The 22,701-nt window shown below is 71.0% G+C and carries 18 protein-coding genes and 1 tRNA gene; 8 read left to right on the top strand and 11 right to left on the bottom strand.

Going from position 1 to position 22,701, the window contains the following annotated elements; genetic code table 11:
* Positions 1 to 9 precede the first annotated feature (9 nt).
* From AB0B94_RS19515 to argS, 6 genes are all read right to left on the bottom strand, one after another.
* Positions 10 to 852 (bottom strand): polysaccharide deacetylase family protein, encoded by an 843-nt coding sequence (locus AB0B94_RS19515; RefSeq protein ID WP_357281743.1) that lies wholly within the window; start codon positions 850 to 852, stop codon positions 10 to 12.
* Between the two features lie 135 nt (positions 853 to 987).
* On the bottom strand, positions 988 to 4,266 hold the full coding sequence (locus AB0B94_RS19510) for an efflux RND transporter permease subunit (protein WP_357281740.1): 3,279 nt from the start codon (positions 4,264 to 4,266) through the stop codon (positions 988 to 990).
* A 140-nt stretch (positions 4,267 to 4,406) separates the two neighbouring features.
* Positions 4,407 to 5,456, bottom strand: a complete 1,050-nt coding sequence (thrC, locus tag AB0B94_RS19505; protein ID WP_112625875.1) for a threonine synthase — start codon at positions 5,454 to 5,456, stop codon at positions 4,407 to 4,409.
* Positions 5,457 to 5,594: 138 nt separating this feature from the next.
* Positions 5,595 to 6,905 (bottom strand): homoserine dehydrogenase, encoded by a 1,311-nt coding sequence (locus AB0B94_RS19500; RefSeq protein WP_357282151.1) that lies wholly within the window; start codon positions 6,903 to 6,905, stop codon positions 5,595 to 5,597.
* Between the two features lie 8 nt (positions 6,906 to 6,913).
* On the bottom strand, positions 6,914 to 8,299 hold the full coding sequence (lysA, locus tag AB0B94_RS19495; RefSeq protein ID WP_357281736.1) for a diaminopimelate decarboxylase: 1,386 nt from the start codon (positions 8,297 to 8,299) through the stop codon (positions 6,914 to 6,916).
* 1 nt (position 8,300) lies between these two features.
* Complete coding sequence (gene argS, locus AB0B94_RS19490) at positions 8,301 to 9,968, bottom strand: arginine--tRNA ligase (protein WP_357281733.1); 1,668 nt, start codon at positions 9,966 to 9,968, stop codon at positions 8,301 to 8,303.
* Positions 9,969 to 10,065: 97 nt separating this feature from the next.
* Between argS and AB0B94_RS19485 the strand changes: the two genes are divergently transcribed.
* The 5 genes from AB0B94_RS19485 to AB0B94_RS19465 all read left to right on the top strand — a co-directional run bounded on the left by AB0B94_RS19485 (position 10,066) and on the right by AB0B94_RS19465 (position 13,399).
* Positions 10,066 to 10,869, top strand: a complete 804-nt coding sequence (locus AB0B94_RS19485; RefSeq protein WP_357281730.1) for a DUF3105 domain-containing protein — start codon at positions 10,066 to 10,068, stop codon at positions 10,867 to 10,869.
* Between the two features lie 8 nt (positions 10,870 to 10,877).
* Positions 10,878 to 11,546 (top strand): DUF305 domain-containing protein, encoded by a 669-nt coding sequence (locus tag AB0B94_RS19480; protein WP_238670554.1) that lies wholly within the window; start codon positions 10,878 to 10,880, stop codon positions 11,544 to 11,546.
* 450 nt (positions 11,547 to 11,996) lie between these two features.
* Positions 11,997 to 12,689: a winged helix-turn-helix domain-containing protein gene (locus tag AB0B94_RS19475; RefSeq protein ID WP_238670588.1), complete on the top strand. Its 693-nt coding sequence runs from the start codon at positions 11,997 to 11,999 to the stop codon at positions 12,687 to 12,689.
* A gap of 90 nt (positions 12,690 to 12,779) precedes the next feature.
* Positions 12,780 to 12,854 (top strand) — tRNA-Arg (locus tag AB0B94_RS19470).
* An 86-nt stretch (positions 12,855 to 12,940) separates the two neighbouring features.
* Positions 12,941 to 13,399, top strand: coding sequence for a hypothetical protein (locus AB0B94_RS19465; protein WP_357281726.1), 459 nt, complete (start codon positions 12,941 to 12,943; stop codon positions 13,397 to 13,399).
* Positions 13,400 to 13,409: 10 nt separating this feature from the next.
* Here AB0B94_RS19465 and AB0B94_RS19460 read toward each other — a convergent pair whose 3' ends face one another.
* From AB0B94_RS19460 to AB0B94_RS19440, 5 genes are all read right to left on the bottom strand, one after another.
* Positions 13,410 to 15,791 carry an excinuclease ABC subunit UvrA gene (locus tag AB0B94_RS19460; protein WP_357281724.1) on the bottom strand — a complete coding sequence of 794 codons (2,382 nt, stop codon included), beginning with the start codon at positions 15,789 to 15,791 and terminating at the stop codon, positions 13,410 to 13,412.
* Between the two features lie 29 nt (positions 15,792 to 15,820).
* A complete protein-coding gene (locus AB0B94_RS19455; protein WP_238657381.1) occupies positions 15,821 to 16,231 on the bottom strand; it encodes a VOC family protein in 411 nt (136 codons plus the stop codon).
* A gap of 5 nt (positions 16,232 to 16,236) precedes the next feature.
* Positions 16,237 to 16,686 (bottom strand): helix-turn-helix transcriptional regulator, encoded by a 450-nt coding sequence (locus AB0B94_RS19450; RefSeq protein ID WP_357281721.1) that lies wholly within the window; start codon positions 16,684 to 16,686, stop codon positions 16,237 to 16,239.
* A gap of 70 nt (positions 16,687 to 16,756) precedes the next feature.
* On the bottom strand, positions 16,757 to 17,716 hold the full coding sequence (locus tag AB0B94_RS19445; RefSeq protein WP_357281719.1) for an ATP-dependent DNA ligase: 960 nt from the start codon (positions 17,714 to 17,716) through the stop codon (positions 16,757 to 16,759).
* Between the two features lie 31 nt (positions 17,717 to 17,747).
* Positions 17,748 to 19,232, bottom strand: coding sequence for an MFS transporter (locus AB0B94_RS19440; protein ID WP_357281717.1), 1,485 nt, complete (start codon positions 19,230 to 19,232; stop codon positions 17,748 to 17,750).
* Between the two features lie 73 nt (positions 19,233 to 19,305).
* Here AB0B94_RS19440 and AB0B94_RS19435 point away from each other — a divergent pair, with 73 nt between their 5' ends.
* The 3 genes from AB0B94_RS19435 (at position 19,306) to AB0B94_RS19425 (ending at position 22,654) form a co-directional block, all read left to right on the top strand.
* Positions 19,306 to 19,740, top strand: coding sequence for a helix-turn-helix domain-containing protein (locus AB0B94_RS19435; protein WP_238670560.1), 435 nt, complete (start codon positions 19,306 to 19,308; stop codon positions 19,738 to 19,740).
* 101 nt (positions 19,741 to 19,841) lie between these two features.
* Positions 19,842 to 20,429, top strand: coding sequence for a TetR/AcrR family transcriptional regulator (locus AB0B94_RS19430; protein ID WP_238670561.1), 588 nt, complete (start codon positions 19,842 to 19,844; stop codon positions 20,427 to 20,429).
* Positions 20,429 to 22,654 (top strand): MMPL family transporter, encoded by a 2,226-nt coding sequence (locus tag AB0B94_RS19425; RefSeq protein ID WP_357281712.1) that lies wholly within the window; start codon positions 20,429 to 20,431, stop codon positions 22,652 to 22,654. Before AB0B94_RS19430 ends, AB0B94_RS19425 begins: the two co-directional genes overlap by 1 nt.
* Positions 22,655 to 22,701: the final 47 nt, after the last annotated feature.

Here is a 22,701-nt window from a genome sequence, read left to right as displayed (position 1 = left end):
AGCGCGACCCTACCTGGTCGGTGTCGGAGCCACACCTGCTCCCAGCAGCGCCGAAACCGTGACGAAGGTGTAACCGCGCGACCGTAACCCGTCGATCATGTCGGTCAGACCCCGCAGCGCGACCAGCCGCCGGCGGGCCCCCACATCGTGGCCGAGCACTATCGTTCCCGGTCGAACCTCGGCCACCATCCGTTGGGCGTGACCGGCCGGATCGTCGGGGAACTGGCGCTCCACCATCTGCAACGACCAGAGCACCAGCCGATAGTCCAGCCGGGCCGCCGCGTGCAGCACCGCCCCGCCCAGGTGGCCGTACGGCGGGCGCAGGAGCGCCGGCGGCACCCCGGTCAGGTCCGTGATCGCGTCGTGGCTGCGGCGCAGGTCGTCGTACGCCTCGGCGGCGTCCAGTTCGGCCAGGTCCCGGTGTTCCCAGCTGTGGTTGCCCACCTCGTGCCCGGCCAGCCGGTCCCGGACGACGTCGGCGTGCCGGCGGACCTGCGCCCCGACCATGAAGAAGGTGGCCGGAACCCGGTGCTGGGCCAGGGTGTCGAGCACCATGGGTGTCCACTGTGGTGCTGGGCCGTCGTCGAAGGTGAGGGCCACCAGGCGTTGGCTGGTCCGCCCGGACCAGACGACCTCCAGCGCGCCGGGGCCGACATCCTGTTGACCGCTACCGAGGGTGGCGCTGGCGGGGCCGCCGGCGATCGGCATCCGGCGATGAGTGATCCACCACGCCTCGGACGTCCCGGCGCCGATGGTCACACCGCCCACCACCAGGAGGCCACGGCGCAGCAGGTCGCGTCGCCCCCACCCGCGCGCGCCCCCGGCCACCTGCCCGCCCCGCTTCACCCACACCCCCCACCTGTCTACGAGGAGTATGCAAGAAGTTACACAAAGTATGGGGTGGTCGAGTCGGAGTGTTTTCGGTCGAATGAACCTGGAACGCCCCCGGCGAACACTCGCCGGGGGCGTTCCGAAACGCGCTGCGACCTACTCGGTCGGCTCCGCCGGAGGCAACGGCGAGGTACGGCTACGCGGCAACCGCAGCACCTCGAACTGGTCCGTACCCTCCACCAACGCGGCCGACGGCGCGGGTCGCCCGGCCGGCTGCTCACCCTCGGCAGCGACCGGGGCGGGCGCGCCGCTCGGCACCGCGACCTGGTTCGGCGCTGGCACCTCGTCGGTCTGCGTCGTGGTCTCCGCCGACCCTCCGGAACGACGCCGTGCACGCCGAGCCCGCAGCGACTCCTTGGTGTGCTCCACCATCGTGTAGAGCGTCGGCACCAGGATCAACGTGAGCAGCGTCGAGCTGAGCAGACCACCGATCACCACGACCGCCAGCGGCTGAGAGATGAAGCCGCCCTCACCGGTCAACCCGAACGCCATCGGCAGCAGCGCGAAGATGGTCGCCACCGCCGTCATCAGGATCGGGCGCAGCCGGCGACGGCCACCTTCGACCACCGCCTCCCGGACCCCCATGCCCTGCGCCCGGTACTGGTTGATCAGGTCGAGCAACACGATCGCGTTGGTCACCACGATGCCGACCAGCATCAGCACACCGATCAGCGCCGGCACGCCGAGCGGCGTCCCGGTGACCAACAGCAGACCGATGGCACCGGTCGCCGCGAACGGGATGGAGATCAGCAGGATGAGCGCCTGGGTGAGGCTGCGGAACGTGGCCACCATGATCAGGAAGACGATGGCGATCGCGGCCAGCACCGCCAGGCCCAGGTCCGCGAAGGCATCCGCCTGATCCGCGCTGACACCACCGATGGTGAAGCTCGCACCCGGCACGTTGATGGCGTCCAGCCGCTTCTGCAACTCCTGGCTGGTAGCGCCCAGGTTCGACCCGGTCGCCGCGCCGGTCACCGACACGCTGCGCTCACCGTCGATGCGGGTGACCTGCTGCGGGCCTTCGCCCTGGGTGACCTGCGCGATGTCGCCCAGCTTGACCGGACCAACAGGCAGCGCCCGCAGCTCCTCCACTGTCATCGGCGGCTGCGTGCCCAACCGCAGCACCACGTTCTGCTGCTGGCCGTCGAGCGCTACCTGACCCAGCGGCGCTCCCCGGAACGCCTGCGACACGAGCTGCCCCACGGCGGCCTCGGTGAGCCCGACCCGACCGGCGGCGACCCGGTCGACCACCACGTCGACCCGCGGCACCCGCGCTGCCAGGCTGGTGGAGACGTCCTCGACGTCCGGGACGCCGTCCATCGCGGCCCGCACCTCCTCGGCGGCCCGGGTCAGCGTCTCCGGGTCGCTGGCCTGGACGATCACCTCAAGCTGGCTGGTCGACGCCTCCTGCCCGCCACCGAAGCTGATCTCACCCACACCGGCGCCGAGCTTGTCGAACTCCTTGCGCAGCACCTCACGCATCTGCTTCGCGTCGGTGTCACCGTCGAGCGCCAGCGACCAGCTGGCGACGTTGTTGCCGCCGCCGCCCGCCCACGGGTTGTCCCCACCGCCGGCTGTCACCTGGTACGTCTCGACACCGTCGGTGCGGGACAGCACCGACTCGACCTGCTTGGCCGCCGCGTCGGTGGCCGCCAGGCCACTGCCGGCCGGCAGTTCCTGGCTCATGTTGAGGGTGTCCTGGCCGGAGTCGTCCAGGAAGTTGGTCTCCAACTTCTGCGCCAGACCGAAGGTGCCGAAGAGCACCAGCAGGCCGAGCCCGACGGTGATCCAACGGGTCGACCGCTTGCGGGTGGCGAACCCGATCACGGGCAGGTACGCCCGCTGCAACGGGCTGCGCAGCTCCTTCTCCTCCGCGGCGTGCCGTACCGCCTCGTCGTCAGCGGTGCCGCCGCGCGGCTTGAGGAACCAGTACGCGAGGACCGGGATCACGGTCAGCGACACCAGCAGCGAGGCGAGCAGAGCCACCGTCACGGTGATCGCGAACGGCGCGAAGAGTTGGCCCACGAACCCGCCGACCAGTGCGATCGGCGCGAACACCGCCACCGTGGTGAGGGTGGACGCGGTCACCGCACCGGCGACCTCCCGGACGCCGGTGATGATGGCGTGCCGTTTCTCCTCGCCGTACTCCAGATGCCGTTTGATGTTCTCCAACACGACGATCGAGTCGTCGACCACCCGACCGACCGCGATGGTCAACGCGCCGAGGGTGAGCAGGTTGAGCGAGTAGTCACCGATCCACAGGGCGATCAGCGCCACCAGCACGGAGAGCGGGATGGAGACCGCGGTGACCACCGTCGAGCGCACCGACAGCAGGAAGACCAGGATGACGATGACCGCCATCACCAGGCCGAGCAGGCCCTCCGTGGTCAGCGACTCGATCGACTTCTCGACGAACGGCGCCTGGTCGAAGACCACTGTCAGCTCCGCGCCGGAGGCGTCCTTCAGGTCGTCGAGCCGGTCCCTGATCTCGTGCGAGATCTCCACGGCGTTGCCGTCCGGCGAGGCGGTGACCGCGATGCCGAGGCTGTCCTTGCCGTTGGTCCGGGTGATCGCCGTGGCCGGCGCGAGCTGCTGCTCGACCGTCGCCACGTCACCGAGGCGAACCGGTGCCGCGGCCGGGGCGACAACGATGCCGCGCAACTCCTCCAGGGTGGCGATCGGCGTGCCGACCTGCACCGGGAGGGCCAACGCGCCGTCGGTCACCGCGCCGGCCGGAACCGCCACGCCGTTGGTCTTCAGCGCCGCGCCGATCGCCGTCGGCTGGATCTTCGCGGCGGCCAGCTTCGCCGGGTCCGGGGTGACCACCACGACGTTGTCGCGGGTGCCGGTCACCTCGACAGTGCGTACCCCCTCGATGCCCTCCAGCTCCGGCAGCACAGTCGCGCGCAGCTTCTCGGCGAGCGCCCGCTCGTCCGCCGCGCCGGCCGCGGCCAGCACCACCGCCGGCAGGTCGTCGGTGCTACCCGCGATGACCTGTGGGTCGACGCCCTCCGGCAGTTGGGCGTCGATCCGGCTCAACGCGGTCTGCATCTTGTTGACCACGTCGTCGAGGTCGGTGCCGAACTCGTAGGTCACCTGGACGGTGGCCGCCCCCTCGCGTGAGGTGGAGGTGACCTGGTCCAGCCCCGGGATGCCCTGGAGGGCGTTCTCGATCGGCTCGGTCACCTGCGACTCGACGATCTCGGGGCCGGCGCCGGGGTAGGGAGCCACGATGAACGCGGCCGGGAACTCGAGCGACGGCAGCAGTTGCTGCTTCAGCGACGGCACGGCGAACACTCCGAACACCGTGGTCACCACCGCGATGAGGGCAATCAGCCCTCGGTTGGCGAGGCTGAATCTGGCGAGCAGCGACATCGGCCTGGCTCACTCCTGAACGAGAATGCGGGCGGGGATACCCGAAAGTGTGCCGGACTCGCATACCTCGGCCCCCGCCGCCCCCGGACCGTCGCGCCGTCCAGCCACCCGCCGTCGGTCACCACCCGGAGGTGACGCGCTCAGGCCAGGTCGAGGGCGCGCGCCGCAGCCAGCGGGTCGTTCGCGATGGTCACCGGCGCCGGCGCGGTGGAAATCGCCCATTCCGGGTCCTTCAGCCCGTGACCGGTCACCGTGCAGACCACAGTGGAACCAGGCGGCACCGCGCCCGCCGCTGCCTGCTGCAACAGGCCGGCCACGCTGGCCGCGCTGCCCAGCTCGACGAAGACCCCCACCTCACGGGCGAGCAGACGGTACGCGGAGAGGATCTCCCGGTCGGTCACCGACGCGATCAGGCCACCGGAGGCGTCCCGGGCGTCCAACGCCTTGGTCCAGCTGGCCGGGTTGCCGATCCGGATCGCGGTGGCGATGGTGGACGGCTCCGGCACCACCTGCCCGGTCACGATCGGGGCCGCCCCGGCGGCCTGGAAGCCGTACATCTTCGGGGTGCGGGTGGTGGCGCCGGCGGCCAGCTCCTCCGCGTATCCCATCCAGTACGCGGAGATGTTGCCGGCGTTGCCGACCGGCAGGCAGTGGATGTCGGGCGCGTCACCGAGCGCCTCGACGATCTCGAAGGCGGCGGTCTTCTGGCCGTGCAGCCGGTCGATGTTCACCGAGTTGACCAACGCGACCGGGTAGTCCTGGGCAAGCTTGGCGGCCGTCGCCAGGCAGTCGTCGAAGTTGCCGTTCACCTGCAGCAACTTCGCGCCGTGCACCAGCGCCTGGGCCAGCTTGCCCAGCGCGATCTTGCCCTGCGGCACCAGCACGGCGCAGGTCAACCCGGCCCGGGCCGCGTACGCCGCGGCGGAGGCGCTGGTGTTGCCGGTGGAGGCGCAGATGATGGCCTTGTTGCCGGCCTCGACCGCCTTGGACACCGCGAGGGTCATCCCCCGGTCCTTGAAGGAGCCGGTCGGGTTGGCGCCCTCCACCTTGAGGTGCACGTCGCAACCGAGCCGCGCGGACAGCACCGGCGCCGGCAACAGCGGGGTGTTGCCCTCGTGCAGCGTGACGACCGGCGTGGCCGCAGTGACCGGCAGCCGATCCCGGTACGCCTCGATCAGACCCCGCCACATGTCGCTCTCCTCGCTTCTACCGCTGCACCCACCCGATATCAGGGCCACCTTGGACCAGCCTGCTGGAGTGGTCAATGGCACACCCCCGCCTACCCACCTGGCGGGACGCGCGAGCCGTTCCGTCGATGATGCAACGACTCAGGCGTCGCCCTCGACCCGCAGCACACTGGTCACCGACCGGACAGTGTCCAGACCGCGCAGCTCGCCGACTGTCGCGGCGAGCGCGGCGTCCGGTGCCACATGCGTGACGATGACCAGCTCGGCGTCGCCGTCGCGGCCCGCTGGCCCGCCCGCCGAGCCCTGCCGCACCGTCGCGATCGACACGTCGTGCCGGGCGAAGACGCCCGCCACCGAGGCCAGCACACCCGGGCGGTCGGCCACGTCGAGGCTCACGTGGTAGCGGGTCAACGCCTCACCCATCGGCCGTACCGCGAGGGCCGCGTACGCGCTCTCGCTGGCCGCACGCACCCCGGCGAGCCGGTTGCGGGACACCGCGACCACGTCACCGAGTACCGCGCTGGCGGTGGGCGCGCCACCGGCGCCCCGACCGTAGAACATCAACTGCCCGGCCGCGTCCGCCTCCACGAAGACCGCGTTGAACGCGTCCCCGACGCTGGCCAGCGGGTGGCTGCGCGGGATCATCGCCGGGTGTACCCGGACGCTGACCGTCTCCCGGCCGGTGGGGTCGACACCCCGGGCCGCGATGCAGAGCAGTTTGATTGTGCAGCCCATCGCCTGGGCGCTGGCCATGTCCGCGGCGGTCACCTCGGTGATGCCCTCGCGGTGCACGTCGGCGGCGCCGACCCGGGTGTGGAACGCCAGCGAGGCGAGGATCGCCGCCTTCGCCGCCGCGTCGAAACCCTCCACGTCGGCGGTCGGATCGGCCTCCGCGTACCCCAGGGAGGTGGCCTCTTCGAGGGCCTCGGCGAAGCCGGCCCCGGTCGCGTCCATCGCGGAGAGGATGAAGTTGGTGGTGCCGTTGACGATGCCGGTGACCCGGTTGATCCGATCGCCGTGCAGCGACTCCCGTAGCGGGCGCAGCAGCGGGATGGCCCCGGCCACTGACGCCTCGTAGTAGAGGTCGCCGCCGCCCTCGGCCGCCGCCTCGTGCAGGGCCACGCCGTCCTCGGCGAGCAGCGCCTTGTTGGCGGTGACCACGCTCTTGCCGGCCCGCAGCGCCTCGACCAGCCAACTCCGGGCCGGTTCGATGCCACCGACCACCTCGATCACCACGTCCACGTCGTCGCGCTTGATCAGGCCAAGCGCGTCGGTGGTGAACAGGTCCTCGTCGACCGGCAGGTCACCCCGGTTGCGGCCGAGCCGGCGGACGGCGATGCCGGCGATCTCCAGCGGAGCGCCGATCCGCGCGGCGAGGTCGGCCGACTGCTCGTGCAGCAGCCGGACCACCTCCTGGCCGACAGTGCCACAGCCGAGCAGCGCCAAGCGCACAGGTGACGTCATCCAACATCCAATGCGAGCAGGTCCTCTTCGGTTTCCCGCCGGACGATCAGGCGCGCCTGGCCGTCGCGCACCGCCACCACCGGTGGCCGGGGCACATGGTTGTAGTTGCTGGCCATGCTTCGGCAGTACGCACCGGTGCCGGGCACTGCTACAAGATCTCCGGGCTGCACGTCGGCGGGCAGGAATTCATCCTTCACCACGATGTCCCCGGACTCACAGTGCTTTCCCACCACGCGGGCGAGCAACGGCTGCGCGGTCGACGCCCGCGAGGCCAGCGTCGCCGAGTAGGTCGCGTCGTAGAGGGCGGTGCGGATGTTGTCACTCATCCCGCCGTCGACGCTGACGTACGTCCGGAGGCCGTCGAGGTCCTTCACCGTGCCGACCTCGTAGAGGGTGAACACGGCCGGCCCGACGATGGCCCGGCCCGGCTCGATCGACAGGCGCGGCACCGCCAGGTTCTCCGCGGCGCACTCCGAATCGACGATCCTCCGAAGCCGCTTGGCCAGATCCTGCGGGGTCGCCGGGTCGTCCTGGGTGGTGTACGCGATGCCGAAGCCGCCGCCCAGGTCCAGCTCGGGCAGCTCCACCCCGCGCGCGTCGCGGATCTGCGCCTGAAGGGCGAGCACCCGCCGGGCCGAGACCTCGAAGCCGCTGGCGTCGAAGATCTGCGAGCCGATGTGCGAGTGCAGGCCGCGCAGCTCCAGCATACCCTCGTCGAGGATCTTGAAGGCGGCGTTCGCGGCGGCGCCGCCGGCCAACGAGAAGCCGAACTTCTGGTCCTCGTGGGCGGTGGCGATGAACTCGTGGGTGTGCGCCTCGACGCCCACGGTGACCCGGACCAGCACCCGGGGCCGGACCCCGCGCTCGCGGGCCAGCGCGGTGAGCCGGTCGATCTCGGTGAACGAGTCGACGATGATCCGGCCCACGCCCGCGTCCAACGCCCGGCCCAGCTCGGCGACCGACTTGTTGTTGCCGTGGAAGCCGATCCGCTCCGGCGGCATCCCGGCCGACAGCGCGGTGGCCAGCTCGCCACCGGTGCAGACGTCCAGGTGCAGCCCCTCCTCGGCGATCATCCGGACCACCGCCCGGCAGAGGAACGCCTTGCCCGCGTAGAACACGTCCTCGGTCGGGAAGGCCGCCCGGAAGTCGCGGCAGCGCGAACGCAGGTCGGCCTCGTCGAGGACGTACACCGGGGTGCCGAACTCGGCCGCGATGTCGCTGACGCTCAGGCCCGCGACGGCGACCGCGCCGTCCGGGCCGCGCGTCACGCTGCGCGGCCACAGCGCCGGCACGAGGGCGTTGACGTCGGCCGGGGTACGCAGCCAGGCCGGGCCCTGGTTGCTGATGTCCGCGTGCAGCGCACCGGCCTCGTGAGCCCTCATGTCACATCCTCTCGGGTGCGGAGACGCCGAGCAGGTAGAGGCCGTTGGCGATCACCGTGCGGGTGGCGTTGTTGAGCCAGAGCCGAGCGCGGTGCAGGTCGGTGATCTCCTCGTCGCCCAGCGGCAGCACCCGGCAGTTGTCGTAGAACCGGTGGTAGGAGGCGGCGACGCTCTCCTCCAGGTAACGGGCCACCCGGTGCGGCTCCCGCAGCTCGGCGGCCGTCGCCACCACCGCTGGGAACTGGGCGAGCGCCTTGAGCAGCTCGTTCTCCTTCTCGTGGTCGAGCAGCTCGGGGCGGAACGCGTCGGCGTCACCCGGGACCAGCCCGACCTCGGCGGCGTTGCGGGCCACGCCCGCCGTCCGGGCTGCCACGTACTGCACGTAGTAGACCGGGTTGTCGCGGGTCGCCCGGGTCCACAGCTCGATGTCGATGTCGATCGGGGAGTCGCTGGAGTAGCGGGCCAACGCGTACCGGGCGGCGTCCACCCCGATCGCGTCGACCAGGTCCTCCAGGGTGATCACGGTGCCGGCCCGCTTGCTCATCCGCATCGGCGCGCCGTCGCGCAGCAGGTTGACCAGCTGCCCGATGAGGATCTCCAGGTTGCGCTCCGGGTCGTCGCCGAAGCAGGCGGACATCGCCTTCATCCGGCCGATGTAGCCGTGGTGGTCGGCGCCCAGCATGATCACGACCCGCTCGAAGCCGCGCTCGCGCTTGTCCAGGTAGTAGGCGCAGTCCGCGGCGAAGTACGTCCACTCGCCGTTGGACTTGCGCAGCACCCGGTCCTTGTCGTCGCCGAAGTCGGTGGTGCGCAGCCAGGTGGCGCCCTCGGACTCGTAGAGGTGCCCCTGCTCGCGCAGCCGGTTCAACGCCAGGTCCAGCTCACCCCGGTCGTGCAGGTCCTTCTCGTTGAAGTAGGTGTCGAACTCCACCCCGAAGTCGCGCAACGAGGTGCGGATCTCGTCGAACATCAGCGCGACGCCCTCGACCCGGAAGACCTCCTGGGCGGCGTCGTCGTCGAGCGAGCGCACCTCCGGCCGGCGGGCCTGCACCTCGGCGGCGATCTCGGCGATGTACGCCCCGCCGTAGCCGTCCTCCGGCGCCGCCTCGCCCTTGGCGGCGGCGAGCAGCGACCGGGCGAACCTGTCGATCTGCGAACCGGCGTCGTTGAAGTAGTACTCGGTGCCGACGTCGGCGCCGGTGGCCCGCAGCAGCCGGCTCAGCGCGTCACCGACGGCAGCCCAACGGACCCCGCCGATGTGCACCGGCCCGGTCGGGTTGGCCGAGACGAACTCCAGGTTGATCTTCTCGCCGGCGAGCCGGTCGCTGCGGCCGTACTCCGCGCCGGTCTCGACGATCACCCGCGCGAGCTGACCGGCCGCGGCGGCGTCGAGCCGGATGTTCAAAAAGCCCGGCCCGGCGATTTCCACCGATTTGACCCCCGCCGCCCGACCCAGCTCATCGGCCAGGGCCGTCGCCAGCTCCCGGGGCGGGACGCCCACCTTCTTGCTCAACTGCAGCGCGAGCGTCGAGGCGTAGTCGCCGTGCTCGGGGTTGCGCGGTCGCTCCACCACCGTGCTCGCCGGCAACGCGGCGCGGTCCAGCCCACGCTGCTCGAAGACGGCGTGGGCGGCGGCAAGGACGACCGAGGCTAGTTCTGCAGGAGTCACCCAACCATGTTATCGGGGGTAGACTCGGGCACTCGGCGGCTCCCCTGCGCGTCATCCGGCCCGCCACTCCCCTGACCGACCGACTTGACGAGGCACGATGAGCATCAGCACCCCGGGTGGCCCTGAGCGCCGCCCGACCGTGGTCAGCACCGGCAAGAAGCCGGCTGCGGGCCGGCCGGCGTCCGGCGCCAAGGCCGGTTCCGGCAAGCCGACGGGCTCCCCCCGGGCCGGGGGCAAGGGCCCGCGCAAGCCGGTCACCCCGGTCAAGGTGAGCCAGGGCCGCGCGTGGGGGCCGATCGCGCTCTTCGTCGCGGTCGGCGTGCTCGCGGCCGGCATCATCGGCTACGGCGCCTGGGCGTCGTTCCAGGGCTCCAAGCCGTGGGACAAGCGCGCCAACGCCATCGACGGCATCGTCAACATCCGCAAGACCGACAAGGCGAGCCTCGACTACGAGTCGCACAAGTCGGGCCCGCTGACCTACAAGTACTCACCGCCGGTGGGCGGGGTGCACAACGCCGCCTGGCAGAACTGCATGGGCGACGTGTACGACGCCCCGATCGCCAGCGAGCACGCGGTGCACAGCCTGGAGCACGGCGCGGTGTGGATCACCTACCGCCCGGACCTGCCCAAGGACCAGGTCGACAAGCTCGCCGGCAAGGTGCGCGGCGTCGAGAAGATGCTGATGAGCCCGTACGAGGGCCTGGACAAGCCGATCTCGCTGCAGGCCTGGGGCTACCAACTCAAGGTCGACAACGCCGACGACTCGCGGATCGACGAGTTCATCAAGGACCTGCGGGTGAACGCCTCCGTGGAGGGCCCGACGGCGCTCTGCAACACCGGCATCACCGCCACCGGCACCACGCCGCGTGAACTCCAGCAACAGCAGCAGCCCACCCAGTAAGGACGGCAATGACCGCTCCGGCAACCACCGACAGCGAGTACGACGAGATCCCGGCCGCCCCGGACGAGGGCGGCCGGGCCCCGGCGTCGCGCTACGGCGTGCTGGCGCTCGCCATCATGCTGGTGGTGGGGCTCCTCCTCGGGTACGCGGGCGGTCTGCTCACCCCGCGGCTCACCCGACCCGGTGACGCCTCGGTCGAGGCGGGCTTCGCCCGGGACATGACGACCCACCACGCGCAGGCGGTGGAGATGAGCCTGATCGCGTACCGGTCGGCGACCCTCCCCGAGGTGCGGCAGATCGCCGTGGACATCGCCACCGGGCAGCAGGGCGAGATCGGCGCGATGCAGACCTGGCTGCGCGAGTGGGGCCTCAGCCCGACCGGGTCGAACCCACCGATGTCGTGGATGTCCGACGGGGCCACCGTCAAGGACGGCCTGATGCCGGGCATGGCCACGCCGCAACAGATGACCGCCCTGCGCGACGCCCAGGGCATCGAGGTCGACAGGCAGTTCCTGACCCTGATGTACAACCACCACCTCGGCGGCATCCACATGATCGACGCGGCGCTCGGCGCGACAGACAACGCCGAGGTGGTGCGGGTGGCGAACACCATGAAAGCCACCCAGCAGACCGAACTGAACAACCTCCGGCAGCTCCAGGCGCAGGCCAAGGGCTGACCGACCGGACGGCGCACCCGGCCCGCGTAACCGCCCATCCGTGGCGGTGACGCGGGCCGCACCATGTCACCACCAGCGCCTCCCGGCCCCGACCTGACCCCGACCCGACCTGACCCCGACCTGGCTTAGCCCCGATCTGCCTTAGCCCCGACCCGGCCTGGCGCGGCCCCAGCCCGGCCCCGGCTCGGCTCGGCCCCAGCCCGGCCCCGGCTCGGCTCGGCCCCAGGCCTTGATCGACTCGACTTTCAGAAAACCGCGCCGTCCTCGCAACCGGGACACCCCGACCTTCAGGAACCCGAGTCGACCATGGTGGCCGCCCACGTCGTGTATGACCTGAACACCCCTCTCGTCCCTTGTGGGCGTTTTGCGTGGCACAGGCGATTACGTTGCTTAGAGAGTTTTCTCCCCACATATCGTGACCAGTTGCGATTCGGGCTCGTTGCCCAAGACGTGGGGGTTGCACTCAGAGACGCACGGCGTTCGGTCACCAGTTGGTGCCGACGCCACACCATCGGTGGTGACGGGGCGGTGGCAGCCGTCCGTCGCGGACAGCGGCAGGGCGAGCCGGGAATGCTCAGCCGCGAACAGGAACTCGAGTTGATCGACACGCTGCGGGGCGTCCATCCCGACGAGTTCGGCCTGGACGAGGAGTTGTGGACACGGCAGAGCCTCACCACGCTCATCCAACGGCGTTTCGAGCTGCCGCTGGACACTGGCGCGGTCGGGGCGTACCTGCGGGCCTGGGGGTTGGGTCCGCGGGAGCCGCGCGAGCGGGCCTGCGGGCTCTGCGTCAGCGCGGTCGAGCGTTGGGTCCGCAGCGAGTACCCGGGGATCACCCGGGCCGCCCAGGAGCACCTCGCGGAGGTCTACTGGATCGGCCGGGTCCGGCTGCGCGGCACGATGCCGGCCGCCGACGTGATCTCCGCTGTCTCGTCCCGCGGTCGGGTGCGCTTCATGATCACTACGCCGACGGTGGACCCGCCGCTCCCCCGCGACTTCGTGCTGCGGCTCAGTGGCGAGGAGCAGCGCACCGTCCACCTGATCGTGGACGGCTCCTGGCCGCGCAACGAGTGGCCGCGCCGGCTCCCTCGACGAATCGTCCTGCACCCGCTGCCCAGTTGCGGGCGGGCGGTAGCCGCCTGAGCACCGGGTGGGCCGGTCCGACACGATCGGCCCACCCGATACCGATTCGGCGTACGCAGGGGAGGTTTGCTAGTCTTCTCCAGTCGCTGAGCCCCCGTAGCTCAGGGGATAGAGCACCGCCCTCCGGAGGCGGGGGCGCAGGTTCGAATCCTGCCGGGGGCACCAAGATTGACCAGCACGACAGGCTCCTGACCAGAAATTCGGTCAGGGGCCTTCATCGTTGTGGCGGAGCACAGGCCAGAATGTCGATCATGCTGTTTCTCGGTTTGCTCCTCGCCGCGCTGGGTGGGGCGGTCATGGCGACAGTCCTCACCGTCCGCGGGTTCCGCGCGATGTTCAGGAAGAGCGAACGGTCGGGTCGCCTGCGCACTGCGGCGCTGCTCCTCGGCGCGGGTGCCGTCGCGGTGTACGCATGGGGTCTGCTCCACCTCGGTTACGCGGTGATGCAGGCCGAGGACGGTGGCGCCGGATCCGCCCCGGTCGGGCCCTGTCGCCAGGCCGGGCCACAGGTGGCGAGCCTGGTCGTCGGTTACGACGTCAGCTTGCTACCGCTGCACTTCGAGTGCCGCCTCAGCGGTGGCGGCGCCTACGTGACCTCGTCCGTGCCCGGGTACGTCACCCCGGCCACTGTTGGCCTCGGTCTGGTCGCCGCCACCTGCGGAGTCCTCGCGCGCTCGACGGCACGCCGCGTCCAATCACCGGTGGCGTGAATGGCGGTCGTCAGGTGCCGACGTACGCCGCCAGGTGCTCGCCGGTGAGGGTGGAGCGGGCGGTGACAAGGTCTGTGGGCGTGCCCTCGAAGACGATCCGCCCACCGTCGTGGCCCGCGCCGGGGCCGATATCGATGATCCAGTCGGCGTGCGCCATGACCGCCTGGTGGTGCTCGATGACGATCACCGACTTGCCGGAGTCGACAAGGCGGTCGAGCAGGCCGAGCAGTTGCTCGACGTCGGCCAGGTGCAGGCCGGTGGTCGGCTCGTCGAGGACGTAGACGCCGCCCTTCTCAGCCATGTGGGTGGCCAGCTTGAGCCGTTGCCGCTCCCCGCCGGAGAGAGTCGTGAGCGGCTGCCCGAGGCTCAGATAGCCGAGCCCGACGTCGGCGAGCCGGTCGAGGATGGCGTGCGCCGCGGGCGTGCGCGCCTCACCGGCGCCGAAGAACTTCTCGGCCTCCGTCACCGACATGGCGAGCACCTCGCTGATGTCGCGACCACCGAAACGGTATTCCAGCACCGATGCCTGGAACCGCTTGCCCTCGCAGTCCTCGCAGGGGGCGGCGACGCCCGCCATCATCCCCAGGTCGGTGTAGATGACACCAGCGCCGTTGCAGCTCGGGCAGGCACCCTCGGAGTTGGCGCTGAACAGCGCCGGCTTCACCCCGTTGGCCTTCGCGAACGCCTTGCGGATCGGGTCGAGCAACCCGGTGTACGTGGCCGGGTTGCTGCGCCGTGAGCCGCGGATCGCGCCCTGGTCGATGGAGACCACGCCCGCGCCGGCCGGTATCGAGGAGTGCACGAGCGAACTCTTGCCGGAGCCGGCGACGCCGGTCACGACGACGAGCACCCCGAGGGGTACGTCGACGTTGACGTCCTGGAGGTTGTTGGCGGTGGCGCCCCGGATCTCCAGTTTGCCGGTGGGTGTCCGCACCGTCGCTTTGAGGGCCGCCCGGTCGTCGAGGTGGCGGCCGGTGATGGTGCCGCTGGCCCGCAGACCTTCCACTGTGCCCTCGTAGCAGACGGTCCCGCCCTCGGTGCCGGCGCCGGGCCCGAGGTCGACGACGTGGTCGGCGATGGCGATGGCCTCCGGCTTGTGCTCCACCACCAGGACCGTGTTGCCCTTGTCGCGCAGCTGGAGCAGCAGCTCGTTCATCCGTTGGATGTCGTGCGGGTGCAGGCCGATCGTCGGCTCGTCGAAGACGTAGGTGACATCGGTGAGCGAGGAGCCGAGGTGGCGGATCATCTTGGTGCGCTGCGCCTCACCGCCGGAGAGGGTGCCCGACGGTCGATCGAGCGACAGGTAGCCCAGCCCGATCTCCTCGAACGAGTCGAGGAGGTGTTGCAGACCGGCCAGCAGCGGGGCCACCGACGGGTCTTCGATCCCGCGTACCCAGGCAGCCAGGTCGCTGATCTGCATCGCGCACACGTCGGCGATGTTCAGGCCCTTGATCTTCGACGACAGGGCCTCCTTGCTGAGCCGGGTGCCGGCACACTCGGGGCAGGTCGTGAAGGTCACCGCGCGCTCCACGAAGGCGCGGATGTGCGGCTGCAACGCGTCGATGTCCTTGGCGAGGAAGGACTTCTGGATCGACGGGATCAGGCCCGCGTACGTCAGGTTGATCCCATCGACCTTGATCTTGGTTGGCTCCCGGTGGAGCAGGTCGTGCAGCTCCCGCTTGGTGAACTTGGCGATCGGCTTGTCCGGGTCGAAGTAGCCACAGCCCCGGAAGATCCGGCCGAACCAGCCCTCCATGCTGTAACCCGGAATGGTGATCGCGCCCTCGTTGAGCGAGAGGTTGTCGTCGTAGAGCGCCGACAGGTCGATGTCGGTCACCGCCCCCCTGCCCTCGCACCGCGGGCACATGCCGCCGAGACGGTTGAAGGTCGCCTTCTCGGTCTTCGTCCTGCCGACTCCGCGATCGACAGTGATAGCCCCGGTCGCCTTCACCGAGGGAACGTTGAAGGAGTACGCGTTGGGCGGGCCGATGTGCGGCTGCCCGAGCCGGCTGAACAGGATGCGCAACATCGCGTTGGCGTCGGTGGCGGTGCCGACTGTGGAGCGGGAGTTGGCGCCCATCCGCTCCTGGTCCACGATGATCGCAGTGGTCAGGCCATCCAGCAGGTCAACCTCGGGCCGCGCCAACGTCGGCATGAAACCCTGCACGAAGGTGCTGTAGGTCTCGTTGATCATCCGCTGCGACTCGGCAGCGATGGTGCCGAACACCAGCGAGCTCTTGCCGGAGCCGGAGACACCTGTGAACACCGTCAGCCGCCGCTTCGGGATCTCGACGCTGACGTCCTTGAGATTGTTCACCCGCGCGCCCTGCACCCGGATCAGGTCGTGGCTGTCGGCGACGTGCGGCGCGGACGGCTGGCTGGCCGTGCTCATCGTCTCTCCATCTGTCGGGCGCGCGGGACTCAGCGCACTTCCTGAATGCGGACCATATTGCCCGCCGGGTCCCGGAAGGCACAGTCGCGCACGCCGTACGGCTGCTCGGTCGGCTCCTGGACGACCTCGGCGTCGCTCGCCTCCAACTTGGCGAAGGTGGCGTCGAGGTCGGTGGTGGCGAGGTTGACGCCGAAGTAGCTGCCCTTGGCCATCAACTCAAGGATGGTCTGCCGCTCGTCGTCGGTGATGCCGGGGTTGGCGGCCGGCGGGTGCAGGACGATGGCGGTGCTGGGTTGGCCGACCGGCCCGACCGTGATCCACCGCATCCCCTCGTACCCGACGTCGAGGCGGACCTCGAAACCGAGGATGTCGCGGTAGAAGACCAGCGAGGCCTCCGGGTCGGTGTGCGGCAGGAAACTCGAATGAATGGTGATGTCCATGCTGGTCACGCTAGTTGCGCCTCGGTGACCTGCGCTTCTCGATTCCTGACCGGTCTGGTCACCTGCTTCGACACGCACGACGGCATCCCCGCCGTGGTTTGCGCCGCCTGCCGCCGGTAGACGCTGGGTGGCACGCCCACCAGCTCGGTGAAGCGGGTGCTGAAGGTGCCCAACGACGAACAACCGACAGCGAAACAGACGTCGGTAACGCTCAGGTCACCACGGCGCAGCAGGGCCATCGCCCGCTCGATCCGTCGGGTCATCAGGTAGCTGTACGGAGATTCGCCATAGGCGAGCCGGAACTCGCGGCTGAGGTGCCCGGCCGACATGTGCGCGCCGCGGGCGAGCGCCTCGACGTCCAGCGGAGACGCGTACTCCCTGTCGATCCGGTCGCGGACCCGGCGCAGCCGCGCCAGGTCGGCCAGTCGCTGGGTCGCGTCGGCTTTGCTGCTCACCTGCGAAATCGTGCCACAACCCACCGACATCGACCGCTCGCCGGGCGCGAGCTGAGGCCGACGGGCCTGGTCAGCCGGCCTCGCGGCGGGCGCGGGCCCGGCGCTTCCCCTCGTGCATGGCCTGCACCCGGGCCACCGGGATGGTCCGCCCCTCGGCGACCAGATCGGCGGGGAGCTGTTGGGGTGCCGGCATCAGCGCGGCCCACGGGTCGCCGTCGGCGAGCAGTGCTGGCGCGGTCCGGATGGTGAAGTCGGCGGGGGTCACCTCGGTCAGCTCCGCCCAGTCGACAGGGAAGGAGACCGGCATCCCCGGGCGCAGCCGGGGGCTGTACGCGGCGGCCACTGTCGCCCCACCCGCCCGGGTGGCGTCCACGAAGACCCGGCCACCCCGGTCCTCCTTGATGTAGGCAGTGGTGGCCAGCGCCGGGTCGAGCCGCTCGGCGCGGACGGCGAGTGCCCGGGTGGCGGCGGCCAGCTCCTCGGCCGTTGGTTCGTCGGTCACCGGAACGAAGACGTGCACGCCCTTGGCGCCGCTGGTCTTGACGGCGCCGGCCAGACCGGCGTCGGCGAGCGCCTGACGGACCAGCAGGGCGGCGTCGACGGCCGCGCGGAACCCGTCGCCGTCCGGCGGGTCCAGGTCGAGGATCAGGTGGGTCGGGCGGTGCAGATCCGCCACGGTGGCCAACGTCGGGTGGTACTCCACCGCCCGCTGGTTGGCGAACCAGAGCAGGGTGCGGCGGTCGTCGCAGAGGGCGTACGAGATCTCCCGGTGTGACGCCTCGGCCCAGACCGGTGCCCGGCGGATCCAGTCCGGGGTGTAGCGGGGCAGGTTCTTCTGCATGAACGGCGGCTGGCCGGGGCGGACCCTGATCACCGACAGCGGCCGGCCCCGCAGCTGCGGAAGGATTCGGTCCCGGACCGCGTCGAGGTAGTCGACCAGGTCACGCTTTGTCGCGCCGTCGCGGTCGGACAGCGGCTGGTCCAGGTTGGTCAGGGCCACGCCGTCCCGGGTCTCGTCAGCCTCGCTCACCCGACCACCCTCCCGGCCTGGATGCCGTCGGTCAACCGGACGCGGCGCTTCGGTACGGATCGATTCCGGCGCTCACCCCGGCCGGGCCAGACGGATCGGCGGCCGACGACGGCCGGGCCGGGCGTCGGGGCAGTGTGGTCAGCGCCACCAGCCACGCGGCGAGCACCAGACCGGCGGCCACGGCGAACGCGGTCCGGTAGCCGCCGGCGAGCGCGGCGGTCTCGGCCCGGCCGGCGGCCCTCAGCGCGTCGCTGCGGGCGGCGGCCAGGGTGGCCAGCGCGGCCAGGCCGACCGCTCCGCCGACCTGTTGGGTGGTGTTGGCAAGGCCCGAGGCGAGCCCGGCGTCGGTGTCGGTCGCGCCGGCCATGGCCACTGTGGTGACCGCCGGCAGGGTCAGGCCGCCGGCCACCCCGAAGATCAACATCGCGGGGAGTACGTCAGCGACGTAGACCCCGTCGGCGGGCAGCCGGGCGAGCAGGAGGAAGCCGACGGTCGCCACGCCGAGCCCGACCAGCAGAACCATCCGGGCGCCGAAGCGGGCGATCAGCCGACCGGCCAGGCCGAGCGAGACCACGGCGATCACGACAGGGGTGGGCAGGAAGGCCCAGCCGGTCGCGGCGGCGTCCAGCCCCAGCACCAGTTGCAGCTCCACGGCGAGCAGGAACTGGAATCCGAAGTACGCGCAGACCATGATGAACTGCACGGCGTTCGCCGCCACCAGGCCCGGGACGCGCAGCACCCGGGACGGCACCAGCGGGGTCGCCGCCACCCGCTGGCGCAGCGCGAACCCGGCGAGCAGCAGCGCCGCGAGGGCCACCGCGCCGAGCGTCCGGGGGTGGGTCCAGCCGTGCTCGCCGGTGCCGACGATGCCCAGCACGGCGGCCATCAGACCGGCGGTGGCGAGCAGCGCGCCGGGCACGTCCAGGCCGGCGCGCAGGCCGATCCCTCGTTCGGCCGGGAGTCGGCGGAGGGCCGCGACGAGGATGGCCGCCCCGATCGGCACATTGACCAGGAAGATCGTCCGCCACCCGGCGGCCTGGGTGAGCACCCCTCCGGCGACGGTCCCGACCGACGCGCCGGCCGCGCCGGTGAAGCTGAAGACGGCGATGGCGCGGGCCCGCTCGGCCGGTTCCGGGTAGAGCCGGACGATCATGCCGAGGCTGACCGCCATGGCCAACGCACCGCCGACACCCTGCCCGAACCGCGCGCCCACCAGCACTGCCGGCCCGGTGGCGACAGCGCAGGCCAGCGAGGCCGCTGTGAACAGCGTGACCCCGGCCAGGAAGACCCCGCGCCGGCCCAGCAGGTCACCGAGCCGGCCGGCGAGCAGCAGCAGCCCGCCGAACGCGACAAGGTAGGCGTTCACCACCCAGGCCAGGCCGGCGGCGCTGAAGCCCAGGTCGCGTTGGATGGCGGGCAGCGCCACAGCGACGACTGTGCCATCCAGGATGATCATCAGGCTGCCGGCGCAGAGCACCAGCAACGCCGGCCAACGGGATGGGACGACACGCTCCACGAATCCTCCTTGGTGCACGGTTTGTTACCGAGGTCATCGTCTGTGACCATGAGGCGGAGCGGAAGGAGGCACTTTGATGTCCCAGAGGAACAGCGATGTGTCCGCGCTGGTCGAGGCCGAGCTGACCTGCTCGGCCGGGAACGTGCCGTTCACCCCCGGTCAGGCTCGGGCGTGCACCGTCCGCGAGGTGCTCGACCGGGTCGGCGGCAAGTGGAGCATCGGCATCCTGGTGGCCGCCTCGCACGGGCCGGTGCGCTTCACCGAGCTGGAGCGGCACATCGAGGGGATCAGCCGCCGGATGCTCACGCTGACCCTGCGCAACCTGGAGCGGGACGGCCTGCTGCACCGCACTGTCTACCCGACCGTCCCGCCCAAGGTCGAGTACACCGCCACCCCGATGGCGCTGGAGCTCTACGAGTCGCTGGTGGCGCTGACCAGCTGGGCCGAGCGGCACCGGCGGGCCATCGCCGAGGCCCGGACCAGGTACGACACCCAGCACACCCGATAAACCGCCCCGGCGGTGTGGTGAACGCCACCGCTTCTATCTGACCGATCGGTCAGGGTCTGACCGATCGGTCAGGCATGCTGGTCTGCGGGAGGTGGACCGGCATGGTCAGAGCGGTACCCGACACGCACGGCGAGATCCTCGCCGCCGCGGCGCGGCAGTTCACTGTGAGCGGCTACCGGGGCACCTCCCTGCAGGACATCGCCCGGGAGGTCGGCTGTTCCAAGGCCACGGTGCTCTACCACTTCGCCAACAAGGAAGCCCTGCTCGCCGAACTGATGGCACCCGCGATCGCTGTGCTCCGCAACCTCGACGACCAGCTCAACGGCCTGACCGGAGCGGCCGCCCAGGAGGTCGCCGCACAGGGCTTCGTCGACCTCGCGGTCCGGTTCCGGCAGGAGATCGCGGTACTGCGCGGCGAGTTCCCGGAGCTGCTGTGCCAGCCGGCCTTCGCGCACATCCAGGAGATCTCCGACCGGCTGCGGGACGCGTTGGCCGGGCACTCCGACCGGCCGGGCGCCCGGATCGCCGCGCTGGTCCTGCTCGCCGGCATCTCCGAGGCATGCGCCGAGTTCGCCGACATCCCCGACGACGAACTGCGCCTCGGCCTGCTCACCCTCGCCCGGCGGGCCGTCGAACCCGTCGACGCTCCACTGCCCCATCCACCCACGACCGAGGACAAGGACTCCTGATGGCCACCCTGCTCTACCGGCTCGGCCGGGGCGCGTTGCGCCGGCGACGGCTCGTCGTCGCGCTCTGGCTCGTCGTACTCGTCGTCGCCGGCCTGGCCGCGGCGACCCTGCGCGGCCCGACGGCGAGCAACTTCACCATGCCCGGCACCGAAAGCCAGCGCGCGCTCGACCTGCTGGCCGACCAGTTCCCCGCGGCCAGCGGCGCCACCGGCACCATCGCGGTCAAGGCGCCCGCCGACGGCCAACTGGCCACCCCGCAGGGTCAGGCAGTGGTGCAGGAGCTCGTCCAGCAGGCCTCGGCACTGCCCGGCGTGGTCGGCGCGGTCAACCCGCTCCAGGTCGGCGCGGTCTCACCCAACGGCCGGTACGCGCTGGTCCAGGTCCAGTTCGCCACTGGCGGGGACGACGTGACCGACGAACAGCGCACCGCGTACGAGCAGGTTGGCGCGGCGGCCAAGGCGCAGGGCTGGCAGGTCGCCCCCGGCGGTGAGGTGCTCGGCGGCGAGCCGGAGATCGGCTCCACCGAGGCGCTCGGCGTGCTTGTCGCCGCGATCGTCCTGATCATCACGTTCGGGTCCCTGGTGGCCGCCGGCATGACGATGCTCAACGCGCTCATCGGCGTGGGCGCCGGCATGGCCGGACTGTTCGCGCTGAGCGGCGCCGTCCAGCTCACCAGCACCGCGCCGATCCTGGCGCTGATGCTCGGTCTCGCTGTCGGCATCGATTACTCACTCTTCATCACCTCCCGACACCGGCAGAACCTGCTCGACGGCCTGTCCCCGGAGGAGGCGGTCGGCCGGGCCGTGGGTACCGCCGGCTCGGCAGTGGTCTTCGCCGGCGCCACAGTGGTCATCGCCCTGGCCGGGCTCGCCGTGGTCGACATCCCGTTCCTCACCGTGATGGGTCTCGCCGCCGCCGGCACGGTCACCGTCGCCGTGCTGGTCGCCATCACCCTCCAGCCGGCACTGCTCGGCTTCGCCGGTCGCCGGGTGCTCCCCCGCCGGCTGCGCGCCGTTCCCACCGACGGCACCGTCGCTGACGAGGACGACTCGGACGTCACCGACCGGCCCGCCGCGGCCACGACCACGACCGAGGAGCGCAACCGGTTCGGTTTCCGCTGGGCGCGACTGGTCACCAGGTTCCGCGTACCGGTCATCCTGGTCGGCCTGCTCGGCCTGGGGCTGCTCGCGCTGCCCACGCCGGACATGCGGCTGGCCCTGCCGGGCGCAGCGACGGCCGCCGTCGGCTCACCCGCCCGGGTGGCGAACGACCTGACCGTCGAGGGCTTCGGGGCTGGCTTCACCGGCCGGCTCGCGGTGGTGGTCGCCGGTGACACGCCACAGGCCACCTCGGCCGCCGTGCCGCAGGTCACCGCACTGCTCCAGCGCACCGAGAACGTCCTCGCGGTGGCGCCGCCCCAGCTCAGTCCGGACGGCCGGACCGCGCTGCTCGGCGTGGTCCCGAAGACCGGCCCGACCGACGAGGCCACCGAGACCCTGGTGCACGACATCCGTGGCGCGGTGAGCGGAATCCCCGACGCGGACGTGCTGCTCACCGGCGTCACCGCCATCGGCATCGACGTATCCGAGAAGCTCTCCGACGCGCTACCGATCTACCTGCTGCTGGTGGTCGGCCTCTCGGTGCTGCTGCTGATGCTGGTGTTCCGTTCGCTGCTGGTGCCGGTCAAGGCAGCGCTGGGCTTCCTGCTCACCGTCGCCGCCACGTTCGGCATCACGGTGGCCGTCTTCCAGCAGGGACACCTCGCCGACCTCGTCGGCCTGGACACGCCCGGCCCGCTGATCAGCTTCCTGCCGATCCTGCTCATCGGCATCCTGTTCGGGCTCGCCATGGACTACGAGGTGTTCCTGGTCTCCCGGATGCGGGAGGACTTCGTCCACGGTGAGACCGCCCGACAGGCCACCATCAGCGGTATGGGGCACGGCGCACGGGTGGTCACGGCCGCCGCGCTGATCATGATCTCGGTCTTCGGGGGCTTCGTCTTCCTGGAGGACCCGGTGATCAAGTCGATGGGCTTCGCGCTCGCCATCGGCGTCGCCATCGACGCGTTCGTGGTCCGGATGACAATCGTCCCGGCGGTGATGTCGCTGCTCGGCGACCGCGCCTGGTGGCTGCCGCGCTGGCTCAACCGCGCCCTGCCCAACGTGGACATCGAAGGCGAGGGCCTGCGGACCCACCTCGAAGAGCGCACCCCCACCCACGTCTGACCCGCACCACCCCGTCGATCATGGAGTTGTGGTGCCCGTCGTGCCCC

Origin of the sequence: Micromonospora sp. NPDC048986 (genome assembly GCF_040649335.1) — a bacterium.
GTDB classification, from domain to species: Bacteria; Actinomycetota; Actinomycetes; order Mycobacteriales; family Micromonosporaceae; genus Micromonospora; species Micromonospora alfalfae.
This window is presented reverse-complemented; position numbering and strand designations above follow the sequence as displayed.